This is a genomic window from Paludibacter sp. (assembly GCF_009712605.1).
In the GTDB taxonomy this organism is placed as follows: Bacteria; Bacteroidota; Bacteroidia; order Bacteroidales; family Paludibacteraceae; genus Microbacter.
The window spans coordinates 112,791-130,638 of record NZ_WASO01000003.1 but is presented as its reverse complement, the minus strand read 5'-3'; the positions used below and the strand labels follow the sequence as shown (position 1 = coordinate 130,638).

The 17,848-nt window shown below is 47.1% G+C and carries 8 protein-coding genes; all 8 read right to left on the bottom strand.

Annotated features, from left to right (window positions below; genetic code table 11):
• Positions 1-71: 71 nt before the first annotated feature.
• Entirely contained in the window at positions 72-4,682 is a 4,611-nt protein-coding gene (locus F8N35_RS04555; protein ID WP_293050172.1) for a family 78 glycoside hydrolase catalytic domain, read from the bottom strand.
• 87 nt (positions 4,683-4,769) lie between these two features.
• The gene (locus F8N35_RS04550) at positions 4,770-6,215 is read right to left on the bottom strand and encodes a glycoside hydrolase family 140 protein (protein ID WP_293050362.1); all 1,446 of its coding nucleotides are present in this window, start codon (positions 6,213-6,215) and stop codon (positions 4,770-4,772) included.
• 328 nt (positions 6,216-6,543) lie between these two features.
• Positions 6,544-9,855: a glycosyl hydrolase gene (locus F8N35_RS04545; protein WP_293050171.1), complete on the bottom strand. Its 3,312-nt coding sequence runs from the start codon at positions 9,853-9,855 to the stop codon at positions 6,544-6,546.
• A gap of 225 nt (positions 9,856-10,080) precedes the next feature.
• Complete coding sequence (locus F8N35_RS04540; RefSeq protein WP_293050170.1) at positions 10,081-12,531, bottom strand: glycoside hydrolase family 95 protein; 2,451 nt, start codon at positions 12,529-12,531, stop codon at positions 10,081-10,083.
• Between the two features lie 34 nt (positions 12,532-12,565).
• Positions 12,566-13,957 (bottom strand): acetylxylan esterase, encoded by a 1,392-nt coding sequence (locus tag F8N35_RS04535; RefSeq protein WP_293050169.1) that lies wholly within the window; start codon positions 13,955-13,957, stop codon positions 12,566-12,568.
• Positions 13,958-13,966: 9 nt separating this feature from the next.
• The gene (locus F8N35_RS04530; protein ID WP_293050168.1) at positions 13,967-15,553 is read right to left on the bottom strand and encodes a glycoside hydrolase family 28 protein; all 1,587 of its coding nucleotides are present in this window, start codon (positions 15,551-15,553) and stop codon (positions 13,967-13,969) included.
• Positions 15,554-15,600: 47 nt separating this feature from the next.
• Entirely contained in the window at positions 15,601-16,779 is a 1,179-nt protein-coding gene (locus tag F8N35_RS04525; protein WP_293050167.1) for a four-carbon acid sugar kinase family protein, read from the bottom strand.
• Positions 16,776-17,804 (bottom strand): 4-hydroxythreonine-4-phosphate dehydrogenase PdxA, encoded by a 1,029-nt coding sequence (gene pdxA / locus F8N35_RS04520; protein ID WP_293050166.1) that lies wholly within the window; start codon positions 17,802-17,804, stop codon positions 16,776-16,778. The genes F8N35_RS04525 and pdxA overlap by 4 nt, the downstream gene beginning before the upstream one ends.
• Between the last annotated feature and the right edge of the window lie 44 nt (positions 17,805-17,848).

The following is a 17,848-nucleotide window of genomic DNA, read 5'->3' as shown; positions in this document are numbered from 1 at the left end:
CCGTTATATTATTCTCAAAAAACAAATCCGAGCTTTAATGTCTTGGCTCTTTATTCTTTGTTCTTTATTCCTTATTGAAACATCTTTTTCAGGTAAGCCGCATTGGCGCCATAATTCCATTTCACGTTGTGCACATCCTTCGTGTCGCGCGAACGTTCAATGACCAGCCAGCCTCCCCAGCCCATTTTGTCAAGTGTCTTTTTGATTTCCACCATATTAACGGCCGGATCGTTTTGCAACCAGTTGCCATCTGTATTGGTGATATGAATCTGAACAATCCGCTCTTTTCCCAGCGTTTTTAATTCCTTGCAAATATCGCCATTTCTTTTCAAAATCGTAGAAACATTCACATAGCTGCGAATAGACGGCGAAGCAACTTTGTCGATCAGTTTGGCCTCCTCTTTGGCCGGCATCGAAGTCTCGATTCCGATTACCACCCCCGCCGCTTCTGCCTTTTTGGCTATTGTTTTCAAACGATCGACCACCAAAGCATATAGTTGCGCATCTTTCTGCATATCGGTAATATTGGTCAACGGAAGGAAGCAATTTTTCACCTTCAGAGCCTTCATTACCTCAATGGTTTCTTCTGTCAAAGGCAAATAGTTATCGCGTTTGGCAAAATTTTGTCCGTAAAATGCCGACATGGCAATAGAACTGATTTGCAAGCCTAAACGGTTGCATTCGGCAATAAATTGTTCACGCGTCTTCTGATCGTTCAGCTTGTTTTCAAAGTCAACTTTTTTGCCCAGGCCGCCCATGTCCACTTCAACACCATCAGCACCGATTTCTTTGGCCAATGTAATGGCTCCCACTTTTTGACGTTTGAGAATCATCCAGTCGCACACCGACACTTTGTAGCGATCGGGATTAATCACCTGAATCTCTTCTTTTTCGTTGGCTGCCGGCCATTTGCCGTCTTCAATTTTCGAGAAAATGAGTTTCGCCGGATCAACGGCCACATGTTTGATAGCTTTACGACGCCAGGTGTAGACAATGTGAATAAGTCCGTCAGACGACTGAATGATAGATGGATACGAATATTGGTTGATCGGAGAATCTTCCACCACCAAGGCTGCATACCATGTTTTGCCGTCTTCCGAGATGGCCAGATTGAGAGGATTCCGTTCTCCTTTTCCGCGCTTCAGGGTATCGTTGGGCAAAACGTGATTGTATATCAGAGCAAAACGTCCGTCCTTCAGGGTAACGGCATCCGTTCCCGAATTGTTGTTTGGCAAAGATGACTTCTGCATCGGCGACCATGTTTTGCCGCCGTCTTTCGACCACGATTCGCCGATGGCACGTTGTTGTGTGCGACAGAGGATCTGCAAATCGCCGTTTTTATGAATCAACACACTGGGCTGAATGGCATTAATAGTTTTGCCATCGTTGATCGGACCAACGTATTTCCATGTTTTACCAAAGTCCTTCGTCGTTTCAAAATGGACTTTCCAGCCATGATCTTCGGTGCTAGAAGGTGCAATCAAGGTTCCATCTTTTAATAAAACCGGTTTATTTTTGATAGGGCCTAAAAATCCGTTCGGCAAATCGACAGGCTTCGACCAGGTTTTGCCACCGTCTTGTGACGTAAGCATTTTACCTTTCCAGTCGGCCACATCTTTGCCCACTTTGTAATATAGTTGCAAATCGCCACCGGGCACCTGATACAACACCGGGTTCCAGCAGGCAACGCGCAAGGTGTCGTTGATAATGCCATTGGCAACATTTTCTCCCTGTGTCCATTTGCCGTCTTCAAAGCGACTCACCCAGATACAGACATCCGGATTCTTCTCTTTTGTTCCGCCAAACCATGAAGCAACCAAATGTCCGTCGGTAATTTCGGCAATGGTAGAGGCATGACTTTCGGGATACGGCGCTCCTTTATTGATAAACTCATCCACCACGATTCCTTCTCTCCAGCGGTTTTGTGCCTGCCCGTATTTGCAAACGAAGGTATAATCGCCAGAGCCAACCTCGAGGTTAACACGGTAATCTTCCACACGTACAAACTTCAGGCCTTCCACCTGCATAACCGGCTTCCCGCTTTCGGTGATAGCATCCACCGATTCGGCAGGAACCAGCACGTTGGCACGTGTATTTGCAGGAACCACCACATGCCAGGTAAACGTTCCTTCATTCAACATCCATTCACTCTTGGCCGTACCGTAGGGAGTTTCAGTCGAAGCTTTGGCATAGGTAAGACTTTCGGTAGGACGCGGTTCCATCCACATCCGCTTGAACCCTGAATAAGTAGGGTGATTTTTCAATCCGGCCAAATCGCCATACATCCAAGGAATAAGGTCGCCCAGCAACATCACGTGGTTGTGCGAGTTCATTCTCGGGTTAGCTGTATCGCCATTCCAGAGCTCCCAAATGGTAGTCGCTCCTTTCTCAACCATATAGCCCCAGCCAGGATAATCTTTTTGAGTAGCGATGGTAAAGGCCACATCTGCACGACCGCGTTTGGTCAGTTCGCGCATTAACCATTGAATACCAATCAATCCCGAACTTAAATGTATCTTGTCTTTGATAACGATTTTGTCGAGCATCTGCTTAAACACGGCATCCTCCTCTTTTTCGGGAACCATGCCGAAAGCCAGCGGCAACACATTTGCAGTTACCGTATTGTTATCGTACTGATGCGTCGTTGTGTTAAGGAATTTCTTATTGAACGCCTCTTTTACAACCACAGCTTCTTTGGCATATTCGTCAATATCAGCATCATTGCCTGTTGCTTTCGCAAATTTGGTCATCAATTGCAGAAAATGGTAGTAATAGGCTGTCGACATCAGCGCGCCGTTCGTCTGACGAGCCGGATCTACCGAGTGAATCAGCTTGGGTGACTCGGGAGGCATACACCAATCACCCGAACGGTCCTTGATTAAAATGCCGTCTTTCAAATAGTTGTCGCGCATATAGAACAACCATTTTTTCATGTAGGGATAATGCTTTGCCACTACCTGCGTGTTTCCAAACTGGTTGTAAAGCATATCGGCCACCATCAGGTAAGTTCCCGGCCAGGTCATGTTGTCTGCATAGTAGGTCATGTAAAATGCCGGTGACATATCGGGCAACTGTCCGCTCTCCTTTTGCGATTCATGAATGTCGTCCATCCATTTTACGTACAGTTTTTCGTTGTCGAAAATGTAGCTTTCGCCCACGCAACCGGTAGAACGATCGCCCAACCAGGGCTGACGCTCGTCGCGCTGCGGACAATCAACAGGCATGCCTTTATAGTTACCACGAATGCCCCAGTAGGCATTGTGATATATTTTGTTGAGCAAGGAATTGGAACTGGCAAACGAACCGACCGTAGCAAAACCGTCGTACACCACTTTACCCGCAAAATCATCTACGGTAGGCGTTCCGGGATAACCTTTTACCTGCACGTAACGGAATCCGTGATACATAAAACGGGGCTCCCAGCTTTCGAGGCCTTCGCCTTTCATCGTATAAACATCGGTTTGTTGCGCTGTACGAATGTTGTCGAGATAGAGCGAACCATCTTTCTGAAGGGTTTCCGCAAAACGAAGGGTAATCTTGTCGCCCTTTTTGCCTCGCGCCTGCAAGCTCAACCAACCTACCATGTTTTGTCCCATGTCGAGGATATAGCTGCCATCCGCCAGACGGGTGATGGATTGTGGCTTCAATGCCTCATGAACGATCATATTTTCGTTCATCTGAGCGGTCAACACATCTCCGGGAGCAGCAACCACTTCGGCTTTGTTCCATTTCTTATCGTTGAAACCGACCAAATTCCATCCGCTCAGTTCTTTGTTGGCATCGTACTCTTCGCCATCCCACTCGTTGTTGCTGCGGATAGGGCCGTCGACTGTAAGTTTCCAGCTTTCGTCGCTCACAACCACCGAATGAGTCCCGTCGGTATATTCCACATCCAGTTGGAACAGCATCCGCGGGAAACCGAAGACTTTGATTTTTTGCGGTTTTGTCTTTTGGCGCATATTGAAATAACGCCCGTTACCCAAAATCACGCCCAGCGCATTCTTGCCTTGTTTCAGTTCAGAAGTTACATCAAAGCTGTTGTATTTTGAATCTTGTGCGAAATCGGTCGGACAAGGAGCCAACACCTGATTCCCGATTTTCTTGCCATTGATATAGAGTTCGTACATTCCCAGACCGACAATGCTTGCAGTTGCCTGTTTTATCTGCTTTTTGGTTGTGGTTGCAAATTCTTTTCGCAGGTAGCGTGCGGAGAGACGGGAATGGAACGAGATACTATCCCACGAAGAAGCCTTGTCAAGACCAATCCATTTGCCTTTCCAATCGCTTTTGGAAAGCAAACCCATGCCCCATTTTGCAGGAGTACTCCAAACGGTTTCGCCTTTGTTAGTCCAAACCTTCACCTTCCAGTAGCCACGTTGGCCGCTTTTCAGCGCCGTGCCGTTGTAGACTACCTTTGTCGACTGGTCAGATTCCACCTTGCCTGAATTCCACAAATCGCCCTCTCCGGCAGCCAGTTTTTCAGGCGACGAAGCCACTACAATCTGATAAGCCGTTTGAACAACATTCCGTTCCTGTGAAGTCAATATCCAACCTAAAGCCGGATGCTGATTGTCTATCCCGATCGGATCGACCAGCATTTCGGTTCGTAAATTGGTCACTCCAACAGCACCGGCAGTCAGAAAACAGATATAACTCACTATCAATAAAGCAATTTTCTTCATATTATATTTCTATTGGAAACGGAAATTTATATTTTGACCCGTTTCAGCACAGCTGGGTTTAATCGGGTTTGTTCTTTAACGTTAATGTTACAATATGTTTTTCTGATCCTTACTCAGATAAGATGTCGCAGCGTCGGTAATAATCAGCACTCTGTCATTGCCGGCACGGTATCCGCTGGGATGGAAAAAGGTCTGTTTTGCATTCTTCAGTTCACCGATATATTCCAACGATCCGTCGGTTGGATTCATCCACCAGCCGCATTTCTTTTCGCCCGAAATTTTGGACAGATCGATTTCTACGGGGTGGTTTGTATAATTGTAGATCAGCATGTAATCGTTCCCTCGGGTTGCAATGACACGTTCGTATTGTGTTCCGTTCGTTCCGCTAATTACGCTTTGATCTCCCACTCTATCAAAATAAGGGAAAGTCAGCATCAGCGACTTCAGGTATTTCATCTGCTGACAACCGGCATCGTGAATGGTTTCGTACCAGGGACGTGTAGCCCCATAAGCCGGTGAATAACCCGGATGCAGCATCTGCATGGTAGAATTGTTGCCGTAGGTATGCCCGAACGAACCGGCAAAAACCGACCAGTAAGCATAGCGACGCACATCTTCGGCTTTCCAGCGGGGTTGGGTAAAATCGTGCAATCCCTGCGGAATATCCTCGTACGAAGGTTCTCCATCGAGCACCGGTTTCACGGGTTGAATGGCCTGACTGCGTTCCACAAAACGCCAGTTATCCTCTTCGGTATTCGGCTCTACCGTCAAATCCCCATCACCTTTTACCTGTCCGTAGCGGCGGTGTCCCGACTGGAACATATTGAAATCGAGCCACGGAGCATTGTTGAACCAGGTTGCTGAAGTCGTCCGACCAAAGGGATGGTAGGTCGTCAGGTGATTTTTGTCAATGCCTTTGATGGTGGTAGCCATCGCTTCCCACACTTCCGGTTTGATGCTGCCCGGCTGATCTCCGCCGATGATCCAGATAACGTTCGGAGCATCTTTGTAGCGTTCGGCTAAGAATTTGCCGTATTTTTTTGCATCATCCACCGAAACAAGTCCGGCCTTCACATTGCCGCCCCACACGCAAACCAGACCGATATAAAGCCCGCGTTTTTCGGCCTCTTTCACAATATAGTCCACATGCTGCCAGTAGTTATATTCGCCTTTTTTGTCTATGTTTTTGAAGTCGAAGCCGTTCGGCAAAGCCCACTGCCCATAGGTATTCATCGCATTGATATCGTGCAGGATAGAAATTTGCACCACATTGAATCCGTTTTTTGCCGTTTCGCCCAGAAAGTAGGATGCTTCCTCACGGTTACTGCGCGAAGGCAATAACCAGGCGGTTTCACCCAGCCAAAAGAATGGCTTTCCGTTTTCAAACTGAAGAAAACGGTGATTGTCACTCACTTTCAGTTTGCCGTTTTTCCAGGGGATGTCAAACCGGTCTTTCTTTTCCTGAGCGGAAAGCGTTGTCAATAGCAATGTTGCGAAAAGCAATGTTAGAATTCGATTCATAAAATACTTTATTTTTATTACTGATCTCTACTCCTAACCTCCTCTCCCATAGAGAGAAAGAACAGTTCGTGAAATAAATCGACAAAAGTCTCTTTTTGTCGATGCCCTGGAGGATGTCTCTAAAGGGATATTGATTTTATAATAACTTACGAATCGAAAGTAGATATTTGTCCTTCTACCCCAAACCCCTGAAGGGGCTTAAATCTGCTATTTTTATTGGCGCAAAAGTCCCCTTAAGGGGATTTAGGGGCAGAAAAATGAAATAGTCTTTCAGTTTATAAGTTTATCAATAACAACATTGACTTTTGAGACATTCTCTTTAGGGAGAGATCTGGTTTTATTATTTTTCACTCAAAATCCGTACCGGCCCAATCAGACCCGACGGTGTAATTTTCTTATCATCCAACCGGTAAATCGGGTTGTACGTGTAAGTAATCCGTTGTTTTTCGGGCAACAAGCTATCGCCAATCAAACGGTTGATCCATGTGTTGGAAACGGCAATTTCTATTTTGTTTTTGCCAGGTTTCAAAGCGTTTGAAATCTCAACCCGATAAGGCGATGTCCAGGCAACGCCACAAGAAACGCCGTTTATTTTCACTTCTGCAATTTTCTCCACACGACCCAAATCAAGCCAAAGCCGCTCACCTTTTCCTATTTTATTTATTTCGACATCAGAAGAATAAACTGCCGTTCCGGAATAATATTTCACTGCCGAATCGGCATTTGTCGTCCAGTCGGTCAGAGTCGAAAACTTCATAGGTTCTTTCGGCCCTCCGAAAGCCGGATCAAATTGTACCGACCAATTTTCGGGTACGGTTTGAACAGTTTTAGTTTCAATCCAATTGGTACCTTTCGCACTTTCGGTCTGTTTGGTTGGCGTTTGCAACACAATAAACAACGATCCGTTGGCATCCAAAAGCAAGGGCAATTCGGTGCGTCCGTTCTTGATCGCCCATTGCCCGGCCTGTCGGATTTCTCCCGTCACCGGATTCCAGATTTCGGGAATGCGACCGCTCACGCGCAACGACAAAGAAATTTCCTGTTGCCCGGCTTTTTGATTGGCAATAAAATAGATATCGACTCCCGGAGCCGTCCGGTGGTTCCATGCAAAATCACCCAACGTCTTTCCCTGATTATCTTTCACGATTACGTCCCGTTCGATGCCTAAAGCGTCCAATGTAGGCTTGTCCCAATAGCGAATTACCTTTATGCCCTGACGTTTCAACCTGTCTATTTGAGTCCGCATTTTTTCCGACAGTGTGGTGTCGGGCATCATTGTATTCTTTTGCGGCAACACCAGCAATTGATACGAAGCGGTTGCCGAAAGATTCAATTTGCCATCTGCCACCTTAGCCTGATTAAACAACGCATCGGGATTTACCGAATCGTATTTGTAGCCCCGCAACGGATCGACCCAATCGGCAGGATGGCTGGTATTCACCGAATTGATAATGCCATCGGGCTTACTCCACATCGGAGCTCCGCTGTTTTCTAGGCGCTTCTTTTCTCTCGCCACAGCCTCTTCTCCAATCAGTCCCGGCAAGGTATTGATTAGTTTTTCGGGGACAATGGCACGGCGTGGCAACTCTTCGCCCGTAAACACGGCAATGTCGACCACCGGTTTTCCGAACTGCAACAGAGCCTGACAACGACGGGTATAGTCGACCCACGCTTTAGCCGGTTTCCACCAGGTTTGCGTTGGCTGAAAGAAAACGCCGGTAGGTCCAAGCGTCATCCCCGGTTTTTTATCGGGAACCGGATTTTCAGTAAACACGTGAAAAACAAAACGGTTGACGCCCAGTGCAAAATTGCGGTCGCCGATCGGTTTTAGCATAGCCGGATATTCGTTCCAGTCCATCCGCAGCGTGGTAAATGCTTCTGCCTGAACAATATTTTTGCCATAGATGTGAGCGCCCGAAACCGCCTCGGTCATGTCGGTCGGCTTCTCGTGCGTAGGACTGTTCACCCAAAATTCCCCCATGGGCACATCCACAATTTTATAGTGCAACATGCCGTCGCCGCTCATAACCGGAGCAGCCGATTCGGCCGAAAACTCGTAGCCGTTCTTTTTGCCTAACGAATCGAGTACGCCGAAGAAATTTTCGTTCGTCAGGTCGGAAATAGTTTGGCGAACATCGTACAGGAACTTTTCGGAAGTTGCAGCATCCTGCACCGGAATTCCCGCCATCGCAGGAAGATAGAGCTTGGGATCGTAACCGCGGCGTTTGATAAATTCGGCACGAAATACCGGCGACCAGTTTTGGCTACCGCTCTCCCAGCTATCGACATGGATGCGTTTCAAAACTTTGGATGTCAACGCGTCTCCCATCCGCCGACGAATTTCACCGTACCAGTTGTTGAATTGTTGCTTCACAGCCACCGGGTTAAACTTATCACACTCCAGCCCTTTACCGGCTCCGGCAGTCATATTCTGATGTCCGGTGGTGGTGTAACCGACACGGAAAATCGTCCAGTTACCGGCAGGGACCTGCCATGTAAGTTTTCCGTCCTTGTATTTATCGGTAATGTCAATGATTTTATCGAAAGGTACGCAAACCGAGCTTGCCAGTAAGTTATCCGGTGTTTTGGGTGCAATGCGCCATATTTCACCGTTTTTCCCTTCGTACTGGTTAATGACTGCCGCCGAAGAAAGTTCCAGTTTTTGCAACTTCAGGGTCGGTTTCCATTTACCCATTTCGTTGTCGTCGCTACCGGGTTCAATTCCGTCTTTATCAGAATAAAAACGGAAATAACGAGCCGTCACTTCAGGCACGGAATGCGTGTAATCGGCATCGGCATCAAACCAGCCGTTACGACCGGTACTCAGCTTGTAGTACGGTTTGAAATGAACGCCATCGTCGCTGGTCTCAATTCGCAAATTGTGAGCGCGGTAATTATATGTAGCTCCTGCGGTTAGGATCGATCGGCAGGTAAATGGCTGTGCAAATTCATATTGTACCCAACATGCAGCATCACTTTTGAAGGATCCCTTTCCGTTCTTCTGCACCAGAAAAGAGGCGTCTTCGCCAGTGCTGGTGGTAATCTTCGGGACAACGGTTTCGGTAGAAATACCGGTTCCTGTCGGTGATGGAAATGCCAGAATTGCAATCTCTTTGTAATAGTTGTGAAGCATTTCCGGTTGTGGAAGTGTATCGGAAAACAAGCGTCCTCCCTGCACCTGAGTCTGGCTCCAGGTAACTTTTTGCATCGACATTTCGGGAGTATTCCATGTTCCTCCGGCGGTAGCAAAACCGTCGCCCGGATGCATGGTGAATTTCAGTCCCAACCGTTCCGCTTCCGTGAATGCGCACCGTAGCATTTCCCACCAACGGGGGGAAAACGTATCGGCAGCCGGAGTGACGATCGGCGGATTGGTCGATTCCTGAATAGGAACAAGATAGGCACCCTCCAGACCCATCTCTTTCATTGCTTTCAAATCGGTTTTGATTCCTTCGGGAGTAACGGCTCCCTTCATCCAATACCAGAACACCCATGGCTTTGCGGATTCAGGTGGATTGTGGAAAAGTTCAGCCAGCTTCCCTTTTTCAGGGACAGCAGCTCGAATATTGACCGAAAAAAATGGAGTTAATCCGACAAGAAAAATCAGAATAGCGGAAGTACAAAGAAGATATTTAGAAGAGCTTTTTTGCATAATACGAATTGGATTACAAAAATACGAAGTAAAGCTGAAATTCACAGAAAGAAGAAGCTGTTTTTCACAGTAAGAGGGTTCTCTTTTCTGTCCCGTTACGAAAAAAGACAAACCACACAACTTCACTAAAAACATATTTTCCACTTTTCAGGAAAAATCAATTATAAAACTAAATATTAACACTTTATACGTTTCCATAAATCTATCTGAAACATCTATTCGGAGTTATTTCCGTTTTACCTCATAGGTTTTTCCGGCTTCCGTTTTCATATCGTAGAGATAGGTATCTGCTACAACAACTCTATTCAATTTTGCTTCGGGCGAAACGATCGGTTTCATTATATCAGGCACGGCAAAAAGCGGATTCGGATTGCTTCCCCGGGCTTTAACCAACCCTTGACCCTTTAATGGAGCTTTCACCCGCAACCGGCAATTTCGTCCCAACGAAGAATGAATAGTAAGAGTTTCCACCTGCCCGTTTTTCCAGCTCATATCAATCTCGAAGCCACCGCGCACTTTAAGTCCTTTTACAGAACCATCCTTCCATACCGATGGCAAAGCCGGCAACAAATAGATAAATCCGTCGTGACTCTGTACCAACATCTCTGCAATACCGGCTGTGCAACCAAAATTACCGTCAATCTGAAATGGCGGGTGAGCATCAAAGAGGTTAGGATAGGTTCCTCCCTTTTTCTTTTCGTTCGATACCAGATCCAATTGATTGGTCAGCAACTTGTACGCATGGTCACCGTCGAGGAAGCGAGCCCACATGCAAATGCGCCAGGCCATCGCCCAACCGGTGGAAATATCACCCCTGTGAATCAACGAGGTACGTGCCGCATCGAAAAGCTCGGGAGTACGGTATGGCGAAATTTCATTGCTTGGGAAAACACCATAAAGATGAGAGACATGGCGATGGGTATCCGCCGGATCATCCCAGTCTTGCTGCCATTCCTGCAATTGCCCGAAGCGACCGATACGCATTGGCGAAATTTTGCTCCGGAAAACCCTGATCGAGTCAGCAAACGACTTATCCTGACCCAAAATTTCGGAAGCCCGTATCACATTGGAAAAAAGATCGAAAACGAGCTGATTGTCCATGGTACATCCTGAAGCAATATTGAACTTCTTCTCCTTCCCGAATGCATTTTCAGGAGAAAGTGAAGGTGTTACCACTAAGTATCCTTCTTTCGGATCAGGAACCATATAGTCGACAAAAAAACGCGCGGCTTCTTTCATGATGGGATAAGCCGACTCCAGAAATTTACGATCTCCCTGATAGAGATAACGTTCCCACAAATGCTGAGATGTCCATGCCCCACCTGCAACCCACATACCCGAAGGTGCATGATCGACAGTGCCGGTTATGCGCCAGATATCGGTGTTGTGATGCAGCACCCAGCCCCTCGCGCCATACATAATACGCGCGGCATCCCGGCCTGTCACCGAAAGTTCACGAATCATCCCGAACAATGGCTCTTCCATTTCTGCAAGATTCGCCACGTCAGAAGGCCAGTAGTTCATCTCAGTATTAATATTGGTGGTATATTTACTATCCCACGACGGCAAAATTTGTTCATTCCACAAACCTTGCAAAGTTGCCGGTTGCCCACCGGGCTGCGAACAGGAAATCAGCAAATAGCGGCCAAACTGAAAATAGAGAGCAGCCAGTTGCGGATCGAAACGTGAACGGAATTCTTTTACCCGCACATCTATCGGATCGTTCACCGCATCATTCGAACCGAGGTTGAGATCCACACGATCAAAAAATTTCTTGTAATAAGCTGTATGTTGTTGTTTTGCTGTTTCGTAAAGCACGGTCATGGCTTTTGTCAGAAAACCGGAGCACTTACCAATTTCATCTGTCGATAAAGTTTTGTAATCGGTAAAGTTGGTAGCCATCGAAATATAAAAAATAACCTCGTCGGCTTTTTGCACGGAAATAATAGCATCTTTCACCGAATACGTGCCTCCCAAAACTTTTGCTTTGATTTGAGTACAAAATTTTACTTTACCGCTCTGACGCTCATGCGTTTCGGTTGTTCCCGAAAGCGTCAGAACATCTTTGTCGTTAAAGATCGCATACTTTTGATGCGGGGTCGTCAATAAGGTATTACAGGAAATGCTGCCGGGTTTATCTGCCGTCAAGCGCACAATTACTACCTGATCGGTAAACGACGAAAATACCTCACGACGAAAAGTTACTCCGTCCACCTTGTAAGAGACCGAAGCGACGGCCTTGCCAATGTTGAGATCGCGATAATAATCAGTGTAATTGCTATGTCCCGGAAAAGAGATATAAAAATCGCCCATCGACTGGTAAGGCATTCCGGAGTTGGTCGCCGGCATCATTTTATCGTCGACCATCCGTTGAGCTTCTCCGTATTTACCCTCAAAAATCAACTGTCGAACCTTCGGAAGAGCCTCTTTTGCAGCAGGATTGGCATTATTATTTGGCGATCCGGCCCAAACGGTAGCCTCATTCAACTGAATGCGTTCCACTGCGGGAGTTCCGAAAATCATGGCACCCAACCGTCCGTTCCCCACAGGCAAAGCAGCATTCCAGTCGGCTGCCGGCTTATCGTACCAAAGAACCATCGGGTTATTGTCGACAGCAAAAAGTGCCGACAAAAACACAGTCGAAAATAAAAGAGTCAATAAAAAGCGCTTATTCATTCATCTATAATTTTATATCACGGGACAAAAATCATCAAAATCCGATTTTTTTCAGCATCGCCATCAAAGCTTCTTTTCCTTTAATGGCATTGACCGGAAGGTTCTCTCCTTTTGGACCGAAAGCATACATTTGAGGCTCTTTTTCTATGGTCACTTTGCTTTCATCGAATGCACCGGCAGCATCTTTCAACACATTGATATTCAAGCCAAAATGCTTTGCCACAAATTCGTACATCGCTTTGCGTTTGGAAAAACCGTAATCATGCCCTTCGGCGGGAAAATGGGCATCTTCCACCTGACTTTCGGCACCGTAAAATCCATAAGTGCGTTGAAGGAAAGGATACTCCAAGGTCGGAACGGTGCTCGACCAGTCGCCACCATCGGTAATGGCCAGCAACGGTTTCGGGGCAAACATGGCAGCCACCTCTGCATTGTTGGTACGGTTACCGCAAAGATGGGTCGGCATTCCGCTTTCGCAGGGACATCCACCCGAGAAGTGCGATGAGAGCATTACCACCGGTACACTCAGTGTGATACGGTCGTCAATGGCCGAAACCAGCATCGTCATGCTACCACCACCCGATCCGCCTGTAATGCCGACGCGTTTCGAATCGGCTTCTTTCAATGTCAGCAAATAATCGAGTACGCGAGTGGTATTAAGGGTTTGGATGCTTTGAGCAGCGCTGATGCGGTGCAGTGTTCCATCGAACTGCAAAAGACTTTCGCCCCATGCAAAGAGATCCCAGTCGGCCGCAATAATACCCATGCGAGCCTCCATGGCACAACGTTTCTGCTGATCGGCACGATAACGCCCGTCACCAAAGTGGCCGTTCGGATTTAGCATAACCGGACATTTACCCTTTATTTTTGCCGGTTTGTAGATTGAACCACACACGTAAACACCCGGAAGTGTTTCGATGGCAAAATTTTCGACCGTATAACCGTCGTATTTCCGCTTCGGTGTGAGAATGATTTTTGAATCGGGTTTGGCCGGAACCAGTACCGGGAAACGCAAGGCCTCACGCATACACGATTTCAGCTCGGCTTTCCGTTTCTCCCAGCTATCTTTATCGTTGTAAAGCGTTTTCAGATAATCGAGAAACTCCTTCCCCTCTTCATCGGTGGTGCGAGCATATTCGTAAGCCTTAACTTTGTACTTGCCATGATCCATCACATAAGTGTAATCGAACGGAGAGAGCACTGCCTGTAATGTTTTTTCGAGGCTCCATGGACGGATACGCCAATCGGCACCCTGCAATTGCTTGCCGTCGATCATTTTTTTGTCGTACTTGAACTGAATATGAAACTGCTTTTCGATCGATTGCAGTACATCTGCCAACGGACGACTGTTGCCCTCGTCGGCTGTTTGGGCAAAAAGCGGCGCTGCAAACAGAAGCACCAAAAATGCTGTCAGTAATTTTTTCATTTCTATCTTTTATTTTTCAACGATAATGCAATTCTTATTCAGACCAGCCTGTTTCTCAATTGGATTAGGAATCCGATTCAGATAATTGCCCGACAAGATGATATTGTTGCTCTTTTCTCCGTTAAGCGAGAGGAACGAACGGCTACCTGTCTGTGGGAAACAACCGGTGATAAACAGGTCTGAGACATTGGTGGCTTCGATCACCGATTTATCGGCAATAGATTTCAACGTAGAAACATTGCCCAGATAAGCGTTAGTTACATCCGAAAGCTTAAACGCAGCTCCCATCTGAGCATTCACCTGCACATTGCTCAGGCGGATATCTTTTGTACGGCTAATATCGAAACCACTCTGTGCATCCATGTTGATGTCCTCGAATGAGACATCCGACACCGGCATCTCCTCTATTCCCTCGACCAGACATGCAGCATTCACATTACTGCCGGTCATTCCTGAAATATGGATGTTCCGGAAGATCGGAGTACGTTCGGAAAGCGGTTCGAGTGGTGCTTTTCCGTAGAACAAACTCAGCACAATCGCTTCTTTTTTAATATCTTTCATCACAATATTATTCACCCGTACTTCTTCAACATAACCGCCACGACCACGAACCGATTTGATGCGGATTCCCCGGTCAGTACCGTCGAACACACAATTAGAGATGGTCACTTTGCGCACGCTACCCGACATCTCGCTGCCGATAACCACTCCGCCGTGACCGGCCAGCATGGTGCAGTTAGTCACCGTAACGTTTTCGCAGGGGACACCGTATTTGCGACCCTGTGCAGCGCGGCCCGATTTGATGGTGATGCAGTCGTCGCCCACGCTGATATGGCAGTTGGCTATGTGTACATTTTTGCACGACGAGGGGTTAATCCCGTCAGTATTCGGCGAATAAGGATTATTGATCGTAATTCCGTCAACCGTTACATTTTCGCAAAACTCGGGATTGACAGTCCAGAACGGCGAGTTGACCAACGTAATCCCCTCGATACGAATATTTTTGCTTTTGTAAAACTGAATAAACGACGGACGGAAGAATTTCTTTGCCAGCGTTCCTTTCCAATCGGAATTAGCTTCGATCTGGAAATCAGGATTTTCTTTATCCCACAACGCACGGTATTTTTGCACGCGGGCTGCCAGCGCCTCATCTTTCTTGGCACCTTCGAGCGCCCAAACGGCATTCCACCACGCCTGACCGTTTCCGTCTATTTTACCCCGTCCTTTGATCGTTATATTTTCCTGATTGTAAGCGTAAAAAAGCGGTGAGAAACTTTTCATCACCACCCCTTCGTAACGCATTTCGACATAAGGAAGATAATCGTCGTAGTTTGTTGAAAATTGGATTGTTGCTCCCGATTCTATGTCGATAGTAATATTGCTTTTCAACACAATGGGACCGGTCAGATAGGTTCCAGCCGGAAAGAAAAGCGTTCCACCGCCATGAGCCGCCAACCGATCGATGGTTTTCTTAATCACTGCCGTATTGAGAGTCTTGCCGTCGGCTACAGCACCGGCTTTCTGCATGTCTACAACCTCGGCAACAGCCCATTGCACAGACAAGGCCAACAGGCAAATTGTCAGTAGTTTTTTCATTATTTCAAGTTCAAAATTTCAAAGTTCAAGATCCCGTTTTACCATATTTAGTTTTTGATTCCGGCAATGCCCGACGGCCAGGAATAGCTTCCCGGTTTGATCGTGAGAAACAGCGAAGGTTTCCGTCCTACCCGCATACGCACAACGCCGGGTTCGAGCTCCTGTTCGGGAATCAGCGTTTTCCACTTCAGGTAATTCAACACACTGTAAGCAGTAGCACCACCTTCAATCAATAATTCCTGCACCGGACAATTCTTCACCAGTTCGGCAACCACCTCATCCATACGCAAGCGCAACAAAGAAGAGCTTCCCGGGAACGAGACCTTGGACTGAGAGACGGAAATCGCCATTTTATTGCTCCATTTCCAGTCGGGAATCAATGATTTTGCCCAACGGGAGAATTCGCCTTCCGAGATTTTTTCCTGCAAGAATTGAGATGGGAAATAACGAATCGGGCAACCTGCTTCGGTCTTAAGACGTTCGAGAAATCGTTGACCCTGAGGGTGTGCTGTTCCGCAAACGATAAGAAAAGACGACGAAATATCTATCGATTTGGTTGCCACTGCCTTCTTAGCCCCGGTAATCTTGAGCAACACCTGTTCAAAAAATGCTGCGCTACCGGCCAACAATGTATCCGGCTCCCAATTTGCAAGAGGCAATCCGAGTTCGTTTTCAGAGCTGCAATCAGGAAGATATATTGCTTTTTCCTGAAAATCCCGAACATCGCCGGTAATGATTGGAAACTGGTTGGCCTTATCGCCCACCAGAGCTCTTTCATTCAAAAGCTCAGCCACCTCTGATGTGCCCGCCGGAAAATCAGGGTCGGCAGAAAAACCGGTATCTTCCAGCAATGTATCTCCTAAAAAATATTTTCCATCACGGATGCAACGACCTGCCGCAGGATTTGCCGGTTGAAGTAAAACTTTCGATTTACCCGTCACCGACATCACGGCTTTGATTTCCTGCACGATATACCCTCTCAGCACGGAATCCACCTTCTTAAAAATAAGCGTATCATCTGCCGTCGATGCTTTTGTTGCCATCAGACGGTGAATACGATAGGCTCCATCGATTGTGCCCGACCGGCTATCGGTAGCAATTACTATTACATCGGCCGGCTCTTCTGGCACAGAATCTAGTCCGAAAGCCACTTTCAATCCGTAACGTAGGCACACACCGGCTATTTCGGCGGCACCCGTCAAGTCGTCTGCAATTACCGTTATCATTTTTTTCTGTTTTTAGCCATCAAGATTGCATAATCCAAAGCTACCAGCATGGCGTCGGGCGAAGCAATGCCCTTACCTGCAATTTCAAACGCCGTACCATGATCGACCGAAGTACGGATGATCGGCAAACCGAGGGTAATATTCACACCCTTCACACTTTTCATGGTTTGCTTTTCGTTGTCCCACTGAAATCCTTCCAGTTTGAACGGGATATGACCCTGATCGTGGTACATCACCACGCAACCGTCATATTTTCCCTGAACGGCTTTCACAAAGATGGTATCGGGAGGAATCGGGCCTTCCACATTGTAGCCTTTGGCATTCGCCTCTTTAATGGCAGGTATAATTTCATTGATCTCTTCATCTCCAAACAGCCCGTTCTCGCCGGCATGCGGATTCAATCCTGCAACTGCAATACGCGGTTTTTCGAAACCGAACTGCACACAAGCATCGTTCAACAGTGAAATAACTTCCAGCACACGCTCTTTCTTGCACAAATCACACGCCTGACGAAGCGAAACGTGCGTAGTGGCATGAATCACGCGCAGGTTATCATCGGCCAGCAACATGGCATATTTGGCTGTATTGGTATAATGAGCATAAATTTCGGTATGTCCCGAGAAATGGTGCCCTGCTTTGTGAATCGACTCTTTGTTGATGGGAGCCGTAACCGTAGCATCCACTTCGTTGGCCAAAGCCAGTTCAATTACCTTATGCACCGCCTCAAAAGCGGCATTCCCTGCCATGGCCGATACTTCACCCGGCTTGAGTTCCGAAAGAGTAACGTTCTTCAGATCGTACACGTCCACCGTTCCGAAAGCAAAGGTTGCATCTGCAATTTTTTCGATTGCATTTACCTTGAGCGGAGCATTCAACAGTGTGGCAGCCTGAGCCATCACAGCCGCATCACCAATCACTACCGGACGGCAACGTTCGTAAACAGTAGCATCCGACAGCGCTTTGATACATATTTCAGGACCAATCCCGGCGGGATCGCCCATGCTAATTCCTATAATCGGGTTCATAAAACCTTTGTTTAATTGTTCAATTGTTGATCGTTTAATCGTCA